The sequence below is a fragment of the Methylophilus sp. TWE2 genome, from assembly GCF_001183865.1.
Lineage (GTDB): Bacteria > Pseudomonadota > Gammaproteobacteria > Burkholderiales > Methylophilaceae > Methylophilus.
Window position 1 is genome coordinate 690,813 of record NZ_CP012020.1, and the last position, 16,111, is coordinate 706,923.

The following is a 16,111-nucleotide window of genomic DNA, read 5'->3' on the forward strand; positions in this document are numbered from 1 at the left end:
AATCAAATAATAGTTGCGCTTAAGGTGCGACAGCTGCTTCGTCTTCTTTAGGCTTTTTCTCAGTGTCACCAATCAGGTTGGCACGGTTGACGCCCAGCCACATGGCAATCGGGCAGGCCACCAAGACTGAAGAATAGATACCAAACAGAATACCAATGGTCAGCGCCAGCGAAAAATTATGCAGGGTTTCGCCGCCAAAAAACAGCATGGAACAGACCATGGTTTGTGTCATCAAGTGCGTGATAATCGTGCGTGACATGGTGCGCGTGATCGCGTTATCAATCACATGCACGGCAGTTGCCTTGCGCATTTTTTTGAAGTTTTCGCGCACCCGGTCAAATACCACCACGGATTCGTTCACGGAGTAACCCAATACCGCCAAAATCGCCGCGAGTACCGTCAGGTTGAACTCCCATTGAAAGAAGGCGAAGAAGCCCAGAATGATAATGACATCGTGCATGTTGGCGATAATCGCCGCCACCGCAAAGCGCCATTCAAAACGCAAGGCCAGGTAACCCATAATGCCCGCGCACACCAGCAACAATGCCAGTGCGCCGTTTTCATATAACTCTTCGCCGACCTGGGAGCCAACCGATTCTACGCGGCGCACTTCAGCGCCTGCATCTGCGCCTTTGAGGGCAGTCGAGATTTTTTCAGAGAGCTGGGCAATAGATAATTCTTTTTTGACGGGCAAGCGGATCAATACATCCTGGCTGGAGCCAAAGTTTTGTACCGTCACGTCTTTCAGGCCGACGGCATCCATCACCTGGCGGATTTGTTCAATATTGGCCGCTTTAGGATAGTGCACCTCCATCACTGTCCCGCCTGTGAAATCGACACCGTAGTTCAAGCCGCGATGCAGCAGGAAGAAAATCGCCAATACAAATGTAATTAGCGAGATTGAGGTGGTCAGACGCCCGTAACTCATGAACGGGATGTCTTTTTTAATTCTGAATAATTCCATAATCTGTACTCAATAGGTGATGACAGTGATTAACCGATGTGCAATTTCTCAATCTTGCGGCGGTAGCCGTACAAGAGATTGACCAGTGCACGTGAAACCAGCACCGCGCTAAACATAGAAGTCATTATCCCCAGCACGTGGACCACCGCAAAGCCTTTAATCGGGCCGGTACCAAACATAAACAGCGCCAGACCTGCAATGAGTGTGGTCACGTTGGAGTCGAGGATGGTGTCAAACGCACGGTCATAACCGGCGTGGATGCTTGCTTGCGGCGTATTGCCGTTACGCAGCTCTTCACGGATACGCTCGTTGATCAACACGTTGGCGTCAATCGCCATGCCCAGTGCCAGGGCAATCGCTGCCAGGCCAGGCAAGGTTAGTGTGGCTTGCAGCATGGAAAGAATCGCTACCAGCAACAACAGGTTCACACCTAAAGCCATGACTGATACGCCGCCAAACACCAGGTAATACACAATCATCATCACGGCAATGGCAGCAAAGCCCCACAACGTAGAGTGCACGCCGCGTCTGATGTTTTCTTCACCCATGCTCGGGCCCACAGTACGTTCTTCGATGATTTCCATCGGCGCTGCCAGTGCACCTGCGCGCAGTAGTAATGAAATGTCCGTGGCTTCCTGCGCATTGGCCATGCCGGAAATCTGTACGCGGCCTCCACCAATTTCTTCATTGATCACTGGGGCGGTAATGACTTCAGTGCTGCCTTTTTCAATCAACAAAATCGCCATGCGCTTGCCCACGTTTTCACGTGTCACGTTTTTAAAGATGCCCGCACCGCGGCCATCCAGGGTCACATTGACCACAGAAGCGCCATTCTGACCATTGACGCCAGGGCCAGCGTCGGTGATTCGGTCACCGGTCAGGACGACGCTTTTCTTAACCAGTACAGGGCGGCCTTCACGGTCACTAAACAACTCATCACCGAAGGGCACCTGACCGGTCTGGGCTTTTTGCAGGGTCGCCATGTCGGATTTTTCTTCATCCACCATGCGGATTTCCAGCGTCGCCGTACGGCCCAGGATTTCCTTGGCTTTAGCGGTATCCTGCACACCAGGCAATTGCACCACAATACGGTCCAGGCCTTGTTGTTGCACGATAGGCTCAGCTACGCCCAGTTCATTGATCCGGTTATGAAGGGTTTGCAGGTTCTGCTTAAGCGCAAACTCCTGAATACGTTTTTGCGCCATGACGCTCATGCTGGCCGTCAGGCTGAAGTCTTTATCACTGCCGGAAATTTTGTAGGTCAGGTCAGAAAAGTCTTTAGCCAACAGGTTGCGCGCCCTGGTCGCTTCGGCTTCTGATTCAAATTTCACCACCACGACCTGTCCCTGGCGCTCAATACCGTAGTAGTTGATTTTTTCTTTGCGCAAAGACATGCGGAAGTCACCCACAGTGCTTTCAGCCGCTTTGTCCAGTGCCGCTTTCATATCCACTTGCAGCAGAAAATGCACACCGCCACGTAAGTCCAGACCCAAATACATAGGTTTGGCACCTATGCTTTGCAACCAGCCTGGTGTTTGTGGCACCAGGTTGAGCGCAACGGTATAGTCTTTGCCGAGGTTGGCGACCAACTTGTCTTTTGCCAGCAATTGCGTATCCGTTGTGGCAAAACGTACCTTGACACCACTGGCATCCATAAACAGCCCGTCAAACGGGATGTTAGCCAGTTTAAGTGTGCTTTCCACTTTCTCCAGCAGACTCTCGTCTAGCTTGAGTGATGTTTTTGCCGGGCTGATTTGCACTGCAGGCGATTCACCAAAAAAGTTTGGGATCGTGTACAGCAGGCCAATGATAATCACTGTGCCGATCAGCACGAATTTCCATATTGGATAACGGTTCATAAGAAACTCTTGGTCGAAATGAAAGACGCTTTAGTCTTTGATTCGTATAAATTGATTGATTAAATGGATTTCAGGGTGCCTGCAGGCAGCAGGGTTTGTACCGTATGTTTCTGTACATTCACTACCGTATTGGCTGCAATTTCAATGCTGACAAAGTTTTCACCCACTTTAGTCACCTTGCCGACGATGCCACCGGTTGTGGCCACTTCGTCGCCTGCTTTTAATGTTTCCAGCATGGATTTATGCTGTTTGGCCTGCTTGATTTGCGGACGGATCAACATAAAGTAAAACAAGACGAAAATTACCACCATGGGTAAGAAACTCATGATGTCGGTGGCGGGGGCGCTGGCCGCATAGGCGTTGCTGATAAACATATTTTTTGTTCCTGAATCAATCTACGAGATAACTCGCGATTCTAGCACAGGCAGGAGAAGAATAAACGGCAGGGTGTGATTCGAGGATAATGAGCGTTGATTTGGCGAAAAGTATTTTATGGACACCGTGATTCCGGCATGGAGTGTTACAAGGGTTTCACAGAGCAAGCTCTGCGCCTGCGAAATGGATGTTTTGCAGAACCGGTTGGCTAAGCAACAAATCGTCATTCCGGCGTAGGCCGGAATCCAGGCGTGGTGTGATTGCAATAAAAGGTTGTTCTTTGTTTGGAAGGGTGGGTATGCATGCCCACGCGTTAGTGAATGTTTGTCGGGTTGCTTTTCGCTTTTTCAGCGAGTGACTTTTCTTTGCTTGCCCAAAGAATAAGTCACCAAAAGAAATGCACCCTAGCTTCCGCTTTTATCCTGCGTTGCTCGACCTAGGACTTTCGTCCGTTGCTTTGCCAGACTTAGGCCAAGCGGTCACGAAACTCGACCTGGCAGCTCACAAAGTGCGTGAGCTGCTGCGGGACTCGAACAGTCGCTCCCTTTACTCTTGTTTTGGCTGCGCTACTCGGCGCGTCAGATAGGGGCCCATGAAAAGCACACGCTTTCACTTAAGTGGAATTCTTTGCATTGCATCACGCTCGATCACCGTGAAAAAAATGGTTTTAGTTTCAGCTTTGAAGTGAAAAGTTACCTAGCGCCCCTGAATTTAACATGTCCAGCGAACGTTTCATCGTGGTGGGTTTGAACGGGCCCCTATCTGACGCGCCGAGTAGCGCAATCAGCGTGGGAGCATTCGGCCAGCGGCTGTCCGAGTTCCGCGGTGGCTTGCGCAGTGTGCAAGCCGCTAGGGCGAGTTTCGCTGGACGCCCACGATGACGAGCAACGCAGGGAACAAGCGGAAGCTAGAGTGTCTTGTTCTTTGCCTTCTTTCTTATGGACAAGCATAAGAAAGAATGGTCGCCTACAGGCGAAAGAGAAAGCTAATTTTCTGTGGCGCCACAATTGGAGACATTCGCTGAGTTATTACCATGCAAATGCTTATCTCTTCTCCGCCCGCTTCCGAGCAAACTCCGCCTTAAACGTCTCAAAACGGTTCTCTTCAATCGCTGCCCGCATGCCTTGCATCAACACCTGATAATAATGCAGGTTATGAATAGTGTTCAAGCGTGCCCCCAGAATTTCGCCTATGCGATGAAGGTGATGCAAATAAGCACGGCTGAAGTTCTGGCAGGTATAGCATTCACATTCATCATCCAGGGGGCGTGTATCCGTCTTATAGCTGGCATTCTTGATTTTAACGTCCCCATATTGCGTGAATAACCAGCCGTTTCGTGCGTTACGGGTAGGCATGACGCAGTCAAACATGTCGACGCCGTAGCTGACGGCATCAACCAGGTCTTCTGGCGTGCCGACGCCCATGAGGTAGCGTGGTTTGTCTGTTGGCATTTGTGGTGCGGTATGCGCCAGAATGCGTAACATATCTTCTTTGGGCTCGCCCACAGACAAGCCACCAATGGCATAGCCGTCAAAGCCAATCTCTTCCAGGCCCTGACGTGAAATGTCGCGCAGGTCTTCGTACATTCCGCCCTGGATAATCCCAAATAAAGCATTACCGTTAGTTGGTAGGTTATCTGAACGTAATTGGTTCACTTCGGCAGGGCCACCCACCATGGCGAGAGTGTGTGTGATGGTCTGGGTTTGGTAGACATTAAAGGCATCCCGGCTGCGTTGTGCCCAGCGCAGGCTGAGTTCCATGGATTTACGTGCCTGGTCGTGGCTGGCCGGGTAAGGGGTGCATTCGTCAAAAATCATGACAATGTCGCTGTTGAGCACGCGCTGGATGCGCATGGACTCTTCCGGCGTTAAAAAACAGCGGTCACCGTTGATGGGTGACTGGAATTTCACGCCTTCTTCAGTGATTTTGCGTAAGTCTCCCAGGCTCCATACCTGGAAGCCACCTGAATCCGTCAGGATGGGATTGCTCCATCCCATGAATTTATGCAGGCCTTCATGTGCTGCAATCACGTCCAACCCAGGGCGCAGCCACAAATGAAAGGTGTTGCCGAGCACGATGTGCGCCTGGATGTCATTGAGTTCTTGCGGAGACATGGCCTTGACCGTGCCATAAGTGCCCACGGGCATAAACGCCGGGGTTTGTACTTCACCATGCGGCAGGCTGACCGTGCCACGTCTAGCAAGCCCATCGGTATTATGTAAGGAAAACTGCATGAAAATGACGGTAAATAGCTGAAATAAACCAGCATTTTAGCACAGCGTGATGACGCCTCCTGACCATGCATGAGTGCTTTTTCGTCGGCTGACCGTGCTTGCATTTTTTGTCATTGCCCGCAACAATGCGCATATCTCCATTGTTTATCTTTCTTATGTCTGACTCACAAACCCGCTTATCAAGACGTGAAGAACATACTAGTTTGCGTCAGCGTGGCATTTATCTGCTCCCCAATTTATTCACCTCCGCAGCATTATTCGGTGGGTTTTATGCCATCGTTCAGGCGATGAACCAGCATTTTGAGCAATCGGCGATTGCGATTTTTATCGCGATGGTGATGGATGGTCTTGATGGTCGCGTCGCACGCATGACCAAAACCCAAAGTGCATTCGGTGCGGAATACGACAGTTTGGCCGATATGGTGTCGTTTGGGGTAGCACCGGCATTGATCATGTATGTGTGGGCATTGCAGCCCATGAACAAGCTGGGCTGGATTGCCGCGTTTATTTACTGTGCCTGTGCAGCGTTACGACTGGCCCGTTTTAATACCAAGCTTGATGACCCGTTCCAGGATAAGCGATTCTTCCAGGGCTTGCCCAGCCCCGCAGCTGCGGCTTTGCTGGCAGGCTTTGTCTGGGTCTCCTACGAATACAATATTGATGGCCGCGAGATTTTCTTTGGCGCCTTGCAAGTGAAGTGGATTGCCTGGTTCCTGACCATCTTCGCGGCTGGCTCCATGGTGTCTGACCTCAAGTTTTATAGCGGCAAGGATATCAATCTCAGGCATTCAGTGCCGTTTGTGGCGATCTTGGCGGTAGTGATGGCATTTGTGCTGATTTCATATAGTCCGCCAGAAGTGTTGTTCAGCGTGGTGTTTGTGTACGCCTTGTCCGGGTACTATATGTGGGTGCGTGGCAGGCTAGAAGCAAAGAAAACGGGCCCCTAAGAGTTGCAGAGATAAAGAAAACGCGTCTTCCAGGCGCGTTTTTTTATGCATGACACTCACTGGCTAAGGTGTGGTCAATTGTAGGACAAGCGAGTAAAATTCCCGCCTACCAGATTAGGAACATTCATGGAACAAATTATTATTTTTGATACCACGCTGCGTGATGGGGAGCAAAGCCCAGGGGCAGCGATGACCAAAGAAGAAAAAATCCGTATTGCCCGCCAGCTGGAAAAGCTGGGCGTGGATGTGATTGAAGCCGGCTTTGCGGCGGCCAGCCCAGGTGATTTTGATGCGATCTCTGAAATCGCTAAAGTGATTAAAACCTCAACAGTGTGCTCACTGGCCCGTGCCAGCGAAAACGATGTGCGGCGTGCGGGCGAGGCGATCCAGCACGCGGCCAAAGGCCGTATTCATACCTTTATCGCCACCAGCAAAATCCATATGGAAAACAAGCTGCGCATGACCGAGGACCAGGTGGTTGAGCGGGCCGTGCAGGCCGTGAAATGGGCGCGCGAATACACAGAAGACGTGGAGTTTTCCGCCGAGGATGCGGTCCGTTCGGAAATCGATTTCCTGGTACGTGTGTTTGAAGCCGTGATTGAAGCCGGTGCCAAAACTATCAACGTGCCCGATACTGTTGGCTATAGCATTCCCTCCGTGTGGGGTGAGCGCATGGCCGAGCTGATCAAGCGTGTCAAGAACTCTGACAAGGTGATTTGGTCTACCCATTGCCACAATGACCTGGGCATGGCGGTGGCTAACTCCCTGTCTGCCGTCATGAATGGTGCGCGTCAGGTGGAGTGCACCATCAATGGCCTCGGCGAGCGTGCCGGCAATGCCAGCCTTGAAGAAATCGTTATGGCGATTAAAACCCGCAGTGATATTTTCAACCTGACCACGCGTATTGATACCACCCAGATTGTGCCTGCCTCCAAGCTGGTCTCGACGATTACGGGTTACCCGGTGCAGCCGAACAAGGCGATTGTCGGGGCCAATGCGTTTGCACACGAGTCAGGCATTCACCAGGATGGCGTTCTCAAACACCGCGAAACCTATGAAATCATGCGCGCTGAAGATGTGGGTTGGGGCGCGAATAAACTTACCTTGGGTAAATTGTCTGGCCGTAATGCTTTCCGCACGCGCTTGAAAGAACTTGGCATTGAGCTTGAAAGTGAAGATGCGCTCAACGCAGCGTTTGCGCGTTTTAAAGAGCTGGCGGATAAAAAATCCGAGATTTTTGATGAAGACTTGCACGCATTGGTGAGTGATGAAGTGGTGCAGGATACTGCAGAATTGTTCAAACTGGCATATCTGCAGGTCGCGTCACAAACCGGTGAAATTCCGCATGCCATTTTAACCTTGGGCATTGATGGCGCAGAGCAGCGTACGGAAGCCAACGGTGGCGGCCCGGTCGATGCGACCTTCAAAGCGATTGAAAACGTGGTGAAAAGTGAATCCGAATTGTTGCTTTACTCTGTGAACAACATCACTAGCGGCACGGATGCGCAAGGTGAGGTCACGGTGCGCCTCGCTAAAGGTGGCCGCATCGTCAATGGGCAGGGCGCTGATACTGACATTGTGGTTGCTTCTGCCAAGGCTTATTTAAATGCTTTGAATAAGTTGTATGCCAAACCGGAAAAACTGAATCCGCAAGTGTAATCACGGTATTGGCAAACGCTTGCTGTGGACCAAACAGCAAGCGTTTTTATTTTTTGGAGAAAGGTTAAGTCGAGATGGCGCAGAAAAATCAATGGTGGCTCGTGATCATTGCGCTGAGCTGCACCTATTTCATCTGGGGCTCCACCTATCTCTTCATCAAATACGCCATTGAGAGCTTCCCGCCTTTTATCATGGTGGGTATCCGATTCACGATTGCTGGTGCTTTGCTGTATGGCATCTTGCGCAGCATGGGGCATGCAGCACCTACAGTTGCGCAATGGCGTGGTGCGGCTTGGGTAGGGTTATTGTTACCCGTGCTTGGCAATGGCACCGTCTCGAATGTGCAATTACATGTCTCGTCCAGTGTTGCCGCGTTGTCGATTGCCACAGCACCCATCTGGATGGCTGTTTTTTCCAGCTTATGGGGGCACAAGATCAGCCGCCACGAGTGGCTGGGGATAGGCATTGGCCTGGTCGGGATTTTGTTATTGAATACCCGTGGCAGTTTGCAAGGCGACTGGCTCAGTGCGGGTTTACTGATGTTTGCGGCGGCTTCGTGGTCGCTGGGCTCAGTGTGGAGCAAGCATATGGCCATGCCAAGCGGCTTGATGGGCGCCGCCAGCCAGATGTTATGCGGCGGACTGATTGCATTTTTATTCAGCGTCGCGTTTGATGAGCATTTGCCCGCCCATATTTCGGCACAGTCATGGGCTGCAATAGGCTTTTTAATTGTGCCCGGCTCCATGATTGCTTTCTCGGCGTACCATTGGCTGCTGCATCATGTGCGGCCATTGGTCGCCAGCAGCAATACCTTCGTCAATCCGGTGGTGGCCTTTGTGGTCGGCGTCTGGTTTGCCAATGAGCATATCCATGTCATGGAATATATTGCGCTGGCCGTGATCCTGGTCGGCGTGTTTCTGGTGCTGACCTCAACGACTGAAGCCGTGCCCGAGGAACAGATTGTTTAATTATTCAAGAAGTTGATTTTATGAAACAAAACCTGGCGTTATTTGATTTGGACAATACCCTGCTGGCCGGGGATAGTGACTATAACTGGAGTGTGTTTTTAATCAGCGAAGGTTTGCTCGATGCCGAGCAGCACAAGTCTTGCAATGAACAGTTTTATGAAGACTATAAAAACGGCTGCCTGGATATTTATGCTTTCCTCAAGTTCCAGTTACAGCCTTTGGCGCAGCATCCCAAAGCTTTTCTGGATGAACTGCATAAAAAATACATGGAAACAGTCATCCGCCCGATGATGACGCAAAAAGCCCAGGACCTGGTCAACCAGCATAAAGCCAATGGCGATTTGTGTATGGTGATTACGGCGACCAACAGCTTTGTCACCAAGCCAATTGCCACTGCCTATGGTATTGAACACCTGATAGGCACAGACCCTGAAATGGTCGATGGACAATTTACCGGTGGCGTCAGTGGCACACCCAGTTTCCAGCAGGGTAAAGTGACGCGCCTGAATGAATGGCTGGCGGCCCGAGGGCAAAGCTTGGCGGACTTTGAAATCAGTTACTTTTATAGTGATTCACACAACGACTTGCCATTAATGAAACTGGTGACTAACCCGGTAGCCGTCGATGCAGACCCCACGTTGACTGCGTATGCCACCGAGCATGGCTGGCCACACATTAGCCTGCGCTAAAAGCTGAGTGTCAGTGCCGTGACGGCCATCAGGTTGTTATCGACCAGTCGCGAGCCCTCTTTGTCAAAGATCGCATCGCGGCTGTTTAACTTGCGCAACTCGTTGCGCCATGCCATGCGCGGGTGAAATCGGTAATCCATGTTGACTGAGTAGCCGGTGGTCTGGAAACCATTGCTGGTACCAGTATTGATAATCACACCGTGCCTGTCGTGGTAGTGCTCCAGTCTCGCCGCAAATTGCAGCCGGTCTGAATAAGTGTAACGCAGCACAATATTCGGGCTATACCAAATGTTGTATTTATCACTGCGAGGCGCCGCCTGTTCAGCGCCGATATCAAAAGCCGTCGTCAGGCCCCATTGCTCATTGAGCTGCCACTGCACGTAAAAATCATGAAAATAGCGCATCTGCCGTTGGGCGTCGGATTTATCGTTGCCGATAAATGAGCTGCTGTTAATCGTGATTTTGTCACTCGGTTTATAGGTAAGCTGGTGTCCAATCGCAGGCGTAGTATTGTCGTTGGGTCTATGAATCCGTTGCCAGCCAGTGAGTAATAATCCACTCAGCAGCCACTTGCCATCTGGTGTGGTGTAACTCAGCTTGGCCCCGGTTTCAAAATAGGGGGAGCTATCGGCCATCAGGCTACGTGTGAGGGTCCAGTTATCTATGCCAATTGCACTCTCAAAACCAAGATGCGAAGGCATCACGCCCATGTCCAGCCAAAGGTCATGCGCATCGGAAAGCTTTAAGCCGATATTGGCTTCATAAAGATTGCGCAGGCCATGCGGCTCGGCTGCATAGTTGGCGCGCATATAGGTGCCCGAGCCAAGCGCCAGGTTGGCGCGTACACGTTCGGTGGATAGTGCGGCTTTGAGGATGCCCAGATTAATGCTGGGGTGGTCAGTCACATTGTGGCTGTACACAAACCCGGGCCGCCTGTCATTGGCAGGCTGGTTAAAGTCATGAATCAGGTAGGTTTCCAGATATGCGCTGAATTGCAAGGGTGAGCTGCCGGAGGTGGCTGGCTGTTCTTCTGCCCCGGCTGACAACGACATGCACAACAAGGGCGCAACTAATAATAAGGATGGCTTCATGCTCACTTCCAATGACTATGCGATCAAGAAAGGTCAGCAGAATATGTCGCCGACCCTATCAATCGCATCAACATAGCATGAGGTGAAACTGTTGATTTTGCCGGAAAGCAGGCAAAAAACCACTTACTTTGAATATGGATTAGCGGCCCAACACGACGTGCAGTACAAAGCGGCTGCCAATGTAAGCCAATAGCAGCAATACGAATCCCATTAAAGTCCAGCGTGTGGCGGTTTTGCCGCGCCAGCCGTATTTAAAGCGGCCAAACAGCAGCCAGGCGTAAATCAGCCATGAGGCAATCGAAAAAATGGTTTTGTGGTTAAACTGCAAAGGTTTGCCGAAGATTTCTTCACTAAATAGCATGCCGCTAATCAGGGTGATGGTGAGCAAAACAAAGCCAACGTGCAATACTTTAAATAGCAAAGACTCCAGCACCATCAGTGGTGGAAATTCCGGCAAAGCCAACCAGCTGTTTTTCTTGTGCAGGGCACGTTCAGCCATATGCATGAGGCAGGCGTGCAGGGCGGCAAAGGTAAACAGGCTGTAGGCGACCATGGCAATCAAGATGTGCAGGTTAAACAAGGTGAAGCCGTGCGTGTCCACATAATAGTCTTTCACCGCAAAGCCAGGCATGAGTACGAACAGGGCTGCTGGCGGCAACACAAAGGCTTGCAGGCTGCGTAGAGAGTGTTTTAAGTCAGCCAACCAGTAAATCAGCACCGTCAGCCATAAAATGGCCGAGAGCGCATAAAAAACACCAAGGTTCAGCGAGCCGATGGCAAAAATATCGCGGTACAGCAGGCCGCCATGCATGACCAGGCCCAATGCCACCATGGCACTGTGTAGTTGAAACGGAAACGAATTTTCATCCACCGGTTTGCCCTGTGTGGCAATGCGCCAGTAATCCAGCGCCACCGCCATGTAAACAAACGCGACAATCAGGTAAGGAAGCAGGTGTTGAGTCATCCTTGCATTATGGCAAAACTCACCGCGTTCGACCAGCACGTCACCATGGTCTTGCCAATGTTTGCCATGACTTTATTTTAGGGATGGGCTTGCATGAGGTAAAATTCAAGCCATTACCTATTCATGAATTGTGAAAGAAAGGCATTCCATGCTGGAAAACCTGACCGGCCGCTTGCAGGGCGTCATTAAAAACCTGCGCGGCCAGGCACGACTGACCGAAGACAACATTGCCGATGCCATGCGTGAAGTGCGTATGGCGCTGCTGGAAGCCGATGTGGCTTTGCCAGTGGTGAAAGAATTTATTGCCCGCGTCAAAGAGCGCGCCAATGGCCGTGACGTGCTGCAAAGCCTGACCCCCGGCCAGGCCGTCATTGAAGTGGTGAATGAAGAACTCACCGAGCTCATGGGTAAAGCTAATGAAGGCCTCAACCTGGCTGCCGTGCCACCTGTGGTGATTTTGATGGCAGGTTTGCAAGGGGCCGGTAAGACCACCACCTCGGGCAAACTGGCCAAATTGCTCAAAGAGCAAAAGAAAAAAGTATTGCTCGCCAGTGCAGACGTGTATCGCCCAGCCGCGATTACGCAGCTGCAATCCTTAGCTAAGCAGTTGGAGATTGACTGCTTTGACAGCAATCCGCAGCAAAAGCCACTCGACATCGCTGCGCAAGTCATGGCTCAGGCCAAAAAGAACTACTACGACGTGGTGATTTTCGATACTGCCGGTCGTTTGGCGATTGATGAAGCCATGATGGCCGAGATTAAAGATCTCCACGCCTACCTCAAGCCGACCGAAACCCTTTTTGTGGTTGACGCCATGCAAGGGCAGGATGCCGTCAACACCGCCAAAGCCTTTGGCGAGACCTTGCCACTCACTGGCGTGATCGTCACCAAGCTAGACGGTGATGCGCGCGGCGGTGCGGCACTATCAGTGCGCCACGTCACCGGCAAGCCGATCAAGTTTATCGGTGTCAGCGAAAAAGTGGATGGCCTGGAGCCTTTCCACCCTGACCGTATGGCGGGCCGTATTCTCGGTATGGGCGACGTGCTCAGCCTGATTGAAGAAGCGCATAAAAAAGTCGACATGGCCGAGGCGCAAAAAGTCGCCGACAAAATCAAGTCTGGTGCCAAGTTTGACCTCGAAGACTTTAAAGCGCAAATGAAGCAAATGCAAAAAATGGGCGGCATGGCCTCGCTCATGGATAAAATGCCCAGCCAGATTTCTGGCATGGCGCAAAAGATCAATACCGACGACGTGGATAAATCAATGCGCCGCATCGAAGGCATTATTAATAGCATGACGCCAGAAGAGCGCCGTAAGCCGGAGCTGATTAAGGCGACACGTAAAAAACGTATCGCTGCCGGTAGCGGTGTGCAAGTGCAAGATGTAAACCGCCTGCTCAACCAGTTTGAAGAAACCCAAAAAATGATGAAGATGTTTAGCAAAGGCGGCATGGCCAAACTCATGCGAGGCATGGGCGGCATGATGGGGGGGAAATTCCCCGGCATGTAAAGCGAAAAATGGGGATGAATAAAAAAATAAACTTTTTATACAAAAAAAGCCAAAACAGCATTGACCAAATTTAATTCATCCCCCATAATCGCGTTCTTTCAAATTTGACGCAAAACACAGCGGCAAACAAGAAACAGATGGGGTGTTAGCTCAGCTGGTAGAGCAGCGGACTTTTAATCCGTTTGTCGTGGGTTCGATCCCCGCACACCCTACCAAATATAAAAGACGGCTTGCAGAAATGTGAGCCGTTTTTCTTTTCTCGGTGCCGTGTAGCCGCCTTTATTAAATCTGTAAATCTAAGCTTTTAATTCATAGATTTGCAAAGCCTTGATTCCGAACTCATTAAAGTCTTGAAATCACGGAAAATCGAATGCTTGTGTAATACCCATTTGGGCCATTCTGATTGTTAACTTTTGTGGTATTGTAAATCTTAAGTTTCAGCTGTTTAATCATAGCAATGTTTTCCTTAACTTATTAAAGAAAAGTTATTTATGAAAAATTTACTAGCCATACTTCTGTTTTTATCGAGCGCACTTTTAATTCAATCAAATGCAAACGCTGCATTCGTTGGCTCCACATCTGGTTTCGGCGATTTCTTGGTTGCAGCGTACAATCAAGACTCTAACGAAGTGGATTTAACTGCTACCGGGGGTAAAGGTGGTGTTAATGCCTATGTAACTGTGACAGATTATTTTGCGGATGCTGGGACAATCAGTTTTGATTGGAATGCTAGTCTTAGGGACGGAAGAGAAATTAGCTTCGGTTATTTAATCAATGGTGTCGAAACAGAATTAGGATTTACTGACGATAGAAACAATGTACCCATGGGTAGTAATAACGTGACAGTTGCTAAAGGGGACACATTTGGTTGGTACTTTAGAGCAATCGGAGGTGATAGTTACATGGCTGCTAAAATATCTAACATATCATTTGTGGCTTCACCCTCAGCTGTACCTGAAAATAATATCGCAATGCTGATGGCGGCTGGCTTAATTGGTATTGCTGCACTAAGAAAGAAAACTTTGATTTAACCACTAAAAATTCAACTGCGCGCATAGCATAATCGGCCACCAATTGTAGAGAGACTCTATTTGTGATTTTCAAGCTTAATAACCGCTTTGCCTAGCTCAAGCCGCAGATCGTTTAATTCGTTTTCTTTATGCGTGATTTCAGTTTTTAATCGCAAAACTTCCTGCTCGGTTTCTGCTAACAATTTATCCTCGTTCATGTTTTCCATCATTTTCTCCTTACAGCGTCAATGATCATCCATTTAAACTCGACACATCGGGTGCCTTATCTGGTTGGACTGAAAAGCCACGGTCAAATTTCCTGAGTATTGAAGATAGCGTGGTTGACCAGGCTTGTTTATCAGAAGAATCCTATAGCGCTGTCGGAATTTCTTGGTTAAGGGCAGCGATGAATAGTGGTAAGGCTAGATCACTTTAGAAGTAAGCCATCGTCTTACAGCGCAATCAGCCATATTCTGATAATCCTTGCCTGTCTATCTCTCTATGATCACGGTGAACGATCAACAGAACGGTGAAAGGTGAAATGCGATGACTACTGGCGTAATACTCGGCTCCAATGAACAGCCTGTTGACCGGAGTGAATCCTTGGTGTTCAGTCCGAACAGAATTCAAGATACCAATATCGGGGATGTTCAAGTGGAACAGAAAATGAAACCTAGTGATATTTCCAGAAATGATTGGAGTGGCCGCCCCAATATTGAGTTGTAGACCACTATTTAGTTAAGGGTGGAAGTGATAGTCATAGGAGATCAATATGGCGATAAACAGGAAGACTGTTGACCGATTGGATAAGCGGCCACGAGATCAACAAATAGATGCGCATCAAAAAGCAGTGATTGATGGCGAAGTGGGAAGCCCGCCCAAGCCGATTAGAAAAATTGTGGACTTGCGTAATGAGCCGCAAGTCAGGCCGGGCGAGATGCTTGAGGATGGCAACTTCACTCAAACCTAAGGTTGGCTGAAAAGCCAGTTGACTGGCTCTGCATTGCCCCTTTTACTCCAGAATCTTGCACTCCCCAGCCATGGGGATCTCCGAAATGTTCCCTTGCCCTATGCATTGCAGGCGGATACTCTGGCCTGGTTGCAGTTCCGTGGCTTGGTCTTTTTCACTTTGCTGAAATGCAAACTGCGGCTCCTTGCCAGGCTCTGTGCCACCCTCCAGGCTGACGAAGGGCTCCTTGATGAAATTCTTGCTGGTGTCCGCAATGATGCCACTGACGTTGAAGGTTGCGTCCTTAAATTTGTTGTCCGCGGCAACAGGATTATCGGCGTACTCTTTGGCGATCTCATTCGCTGTGGTCTCAAATGGCGTTTGTTCCTGATGCAGTTGATCGGCGGACTGCTCTGCAATTTTCTCCGGTGGCTTGTCGCAGGCGGCCAAGCTTAGAATCGTCAGGCCAGCAATCATGGCGTATACATAGCGGTAAGTTTTTTTCATTACAGACTCCTCTTGTGATGCGTTTGGGTCATCAGCTATTAAAGCTCTTCAAATGGAATAAAGTTTTCAGGGGTGTCAGTCGGAACATCCAGGATGCCACTGCCATAGGGTGGAGTTGATTTATCCAAGCTAACAGCGGCCACGATAACCACAGGCTTGGTCTCGTTGGGAGACTGCAAAACGATGACTGATTGTGTAGGGATGTCACTGGTCATCAATGCCTGTTGCCTTCTCTTTTCCCACCCTTAAAGCCGATTTTCAGTACATAAATGATAGAGACGGAGGTCGCATGACATTATCCGAACCACGCTGATTGTGCTGTCAGAAAATCCCGCAAGCGCCAGTTGCAGGGCTTGCGTAGTGCTGCGAGTGAGGGAACGATAGA

At 50.0% G+C, this 16,111-nt stretch carries 17 protein-coding genes and 1 tRNA gene; 9 read left to right on the forward strand and 9 right to left on the reverse strand.

The window, feature by feature from the left end; genetic code table 11:
* Positions 1-19: 19 nt before the first annotated feature.
* The 4 genes from secF to ACJ67_RS03350 all read right to left on the reverse strand — a co-directional run bounded on the left by secF (position 20) and on the right by ACJ67_RS03350 (position 5,432).
* Complete coding sequence (gene secF, locus ACJ67_RS03335; protein ID WP_049637868.1) at positions 20-964, reverse strand: protein translocase subunit SecF; 945 nt, start codon at positions 962-964, stop codon at positions 20-22.
* A 29-nt stretch (positions 965-993) separates the two neighbouring features.
* Positions 994-2,823, reverse strand: coding sequence for a protein translocase subunit SecD (secD, locus tag ACJ67_RS03340; RefSeq protein ID WP_049637869.1), 1,830 nt, complete (start codon positions 2,821-2,823; stop codon positions 994-996).
* Between the two features lie 59 nt (positions 2,824-2,882).
* Positions 2,883-3,197 carry a preprotein translocase subunit YajC gene (gene yajC, locus ACJ67_RS03345; protein WP_049637870.1) on the reverse strand — a complete coding sequence of 105 codons (315 nt, stop codon included), beginning with the start codon at positions 3,195-3,197 and terminating at the stop codon, positions 2,883-2,885.
* A 1,044-nt stretch (positions 3,198-4,241) separates the two neighbouring features.
* Positions 4,242-5,432 carry a tRNA guanosine transglycosylase gene (locus ACJ67_RS03350; RefSeq protein WP_049637871.1) on the reverse strand — a complete coding sequence of 397 codons (1,191 nt, stop codon included), beginning with the start codon at positions 5,430-5,432 and terminating at the stop codon, positions 4,242-4,244.
* Positions 5,433-5,587: 155 nt separating this feature from the next.
* Here ACJ67_RS03350 and pssA point away from each other — a divergent pair, with 155 nt between their 5' ends.
* The 4 genes from pssA (at position 5,588) to ACJ67_RS03370 (ending at position 9,695) form a co-directional block, all read left to right on the forward strand.
* Positions 5,588-6,379 (forward strand): CDP-diacylglycerol--serine O-phosphatidyltransferase, encoded by a 792-nt coding sequence (pssA, locus tag ACJ67_RS03355; protein WP_049637872.1) that lies wholly within the window; start codon positions 5,588-5,590, stop codon positions 6,377-6,379.
* Between the two features lie 126 nt (positions 6,380-6,505).
* Entirely contained in the window at positions 6,506-8,038 is a 1,533-nt protein-coding gene (locus ACJ67_RS03360; RefSeq protein ID WP_049637873.1) for a 2-isopropylmalate synthase, read from the forward strand.
* 74 nt (positions 8,039-8,112) lie between these two features.
* On the forward strand, positions 8,113-9,006 hold the full coding sequence (yedA, locus tag ACJ67_RS03365) for a drug/metabolite exporter YedA (RefSeq protein ID WP_049637874.1): 894 nt from the start codon (positions 8,113-8,115) through the stop codon (positions 9,004-9,006).
* Between the two features lie 20 nt (positions 9,007-9,026).
* Positions 9,027-9,695, forward strand: a complete 669-nt coding sequence (locus ACJ67_RS03370) for an HAD family phosphatase (protein WP_049637875.1) — start codon at positions 9,027-9,029, stop codon at positions 9,693-9,695.
* Here the strand turns inward: ACJ67_RS03370 and ACJ67_RS03375 are convergent.
* On the reverse strand, positions 9,692-10,786 hold the full coding sequence (locus tag ACJ67_RS03375; RefSeq protein ID WP_049637876.1) for a porin: 1,095 nt from the start codon (positions 10,784-10,786) through the stop codon (positions 9,692-9,694). The two genes, ACJ67_RS03370 and ACJ67_RS03375, sit on opposite strands and share 4 nt — an antisense overlap.
* A 139-nt stretch (positions 10,787-10,925) precedes the next feature.
* A complete protein-coding gene (locus ACJ67_RS03380; protein ID WP_049637877.1) occupies positions 10,926-11,750 on the reverse strand; it encodes an inner membrane protein YpjD in 825 nt (274 codons plus the stop codon).
* 148 nt (positions 11,751-11,898) lie between these two features.
* On the opposite strand from ACJ67_RS03380, the gene ffh reads away from it, so the two are divergent.
* The 3 genes from ffh (at position 11,899) to ACJ67_RS03395 (ending at position 14,291) form a co-directional block, all read left to right on the forward strand.
* Positions 11,899-13,260, forward strand: coding sequence for a signal recognition particle protein (gene ffh, locus ACJ67_RS03385; protein WP_049637878.1), 1,362 nt, complete (start codon positions 11,899-11,901; stop codon positions 13,258-13,260).
* 139 nt (positions 13,261-13,399) lie between these two features.
* A tRNA-Lys gene (locus ACJ67_RS03390) sits at positions 13,400-13,475 on the forward strand.
* A 276-nt stretch (positions 13,476-13,751) separates the two neighbouring features.
* Positions 13,752-14,291 (forward strand): hypothetical protein, encoded by a 540-nt coding sequence (locus ACJ67_RS03395; RefSeq protein WP_049637879.1) that lies wholly within the window; start codon positions 13,752-13,754, stop codon positions 14,289-14,291.
* 56 nt (positions 14,292-14,347) lie between these two features.
* Here the strand turns inward: ACJ67_RS03395 and ACJ67_RS14795 are convergent, their stop codons facing one another.
* Positions 14,348-14,488 carry a hypothetical protein gene (locus tag ACJ67_RS14795; protein WP_156171636.1) on the reverse strand — a complete coding sequence of 47 codons (141 nt, stop codon included), beginning with the start codon at positions 14,486-14,488 and terminating at the stop codon, positions 14,348-14,350.
* 328 nt (positions 14,489-14,816) lie between these two features.
* On the opposite strand from ACJ67_RS14795, the gene ACJ67_RS03400 reads away from it, so the two are divergent.
* Positions 14,817-14,996: a hypothetical protein gene (locus tag ACJ67_RS03400; protein WP_049637880.1), complete on the forward strand. Its 180-nt coding sequence runs from the start codon at positions 14,817-14,819 to the stop codon at positions 14,994-14,996.
* A gap of 46 nt (positions 14,997-15,042) precedes the next feature.
* The gene (locus tag ACJ67_RS03405; protein WP_049637881.1) at positions 15,043-15,240 is read left to right on the forward strand and encodes a hypothetical protein; all 198 of its coding nucleotides are present in this window, start codon (positions 15,043-15,045) and stop codon (positions 15,238-15,240) included.
* A 42-nt stretch (positions 15,241-15,282) separates the two neighbouring features.
* On the opposite strand, the gene ACJ67_RS03410 is transcribed toward ACJ67_RS03405, so the two are convergent.
* Both ACJ67_RS03410 and ACJ67_RS14800 read right to left on the reverse strand, forming a co-directional pair.
* Positions 15,283-15,726, reverse strand: a complete 444-nt coding sequence (locus ACJ67_RS03410) for a hypothetical protein (protein ID WP_049637882.1) — start codon at positions 15,724-15,726, stop codon at positions 15,283-15,285.
* A 38-nt stretch (positions 15,727-15,764) separates the two neighbouring features.
* Positions 15,765-15,941 (reverse strand): hypothetical protein, encoded by a 177-nt coding sequence (locus tag ACJ67_RS14800; protein ID WP_156171637.1) that lies wholly within the window; start codon positions 15,939-15,941, stop codon positions 15,765-15,767.
* Between the last annotated feature and the right edge of the window lie 170 nt (positions 15,942-16,111).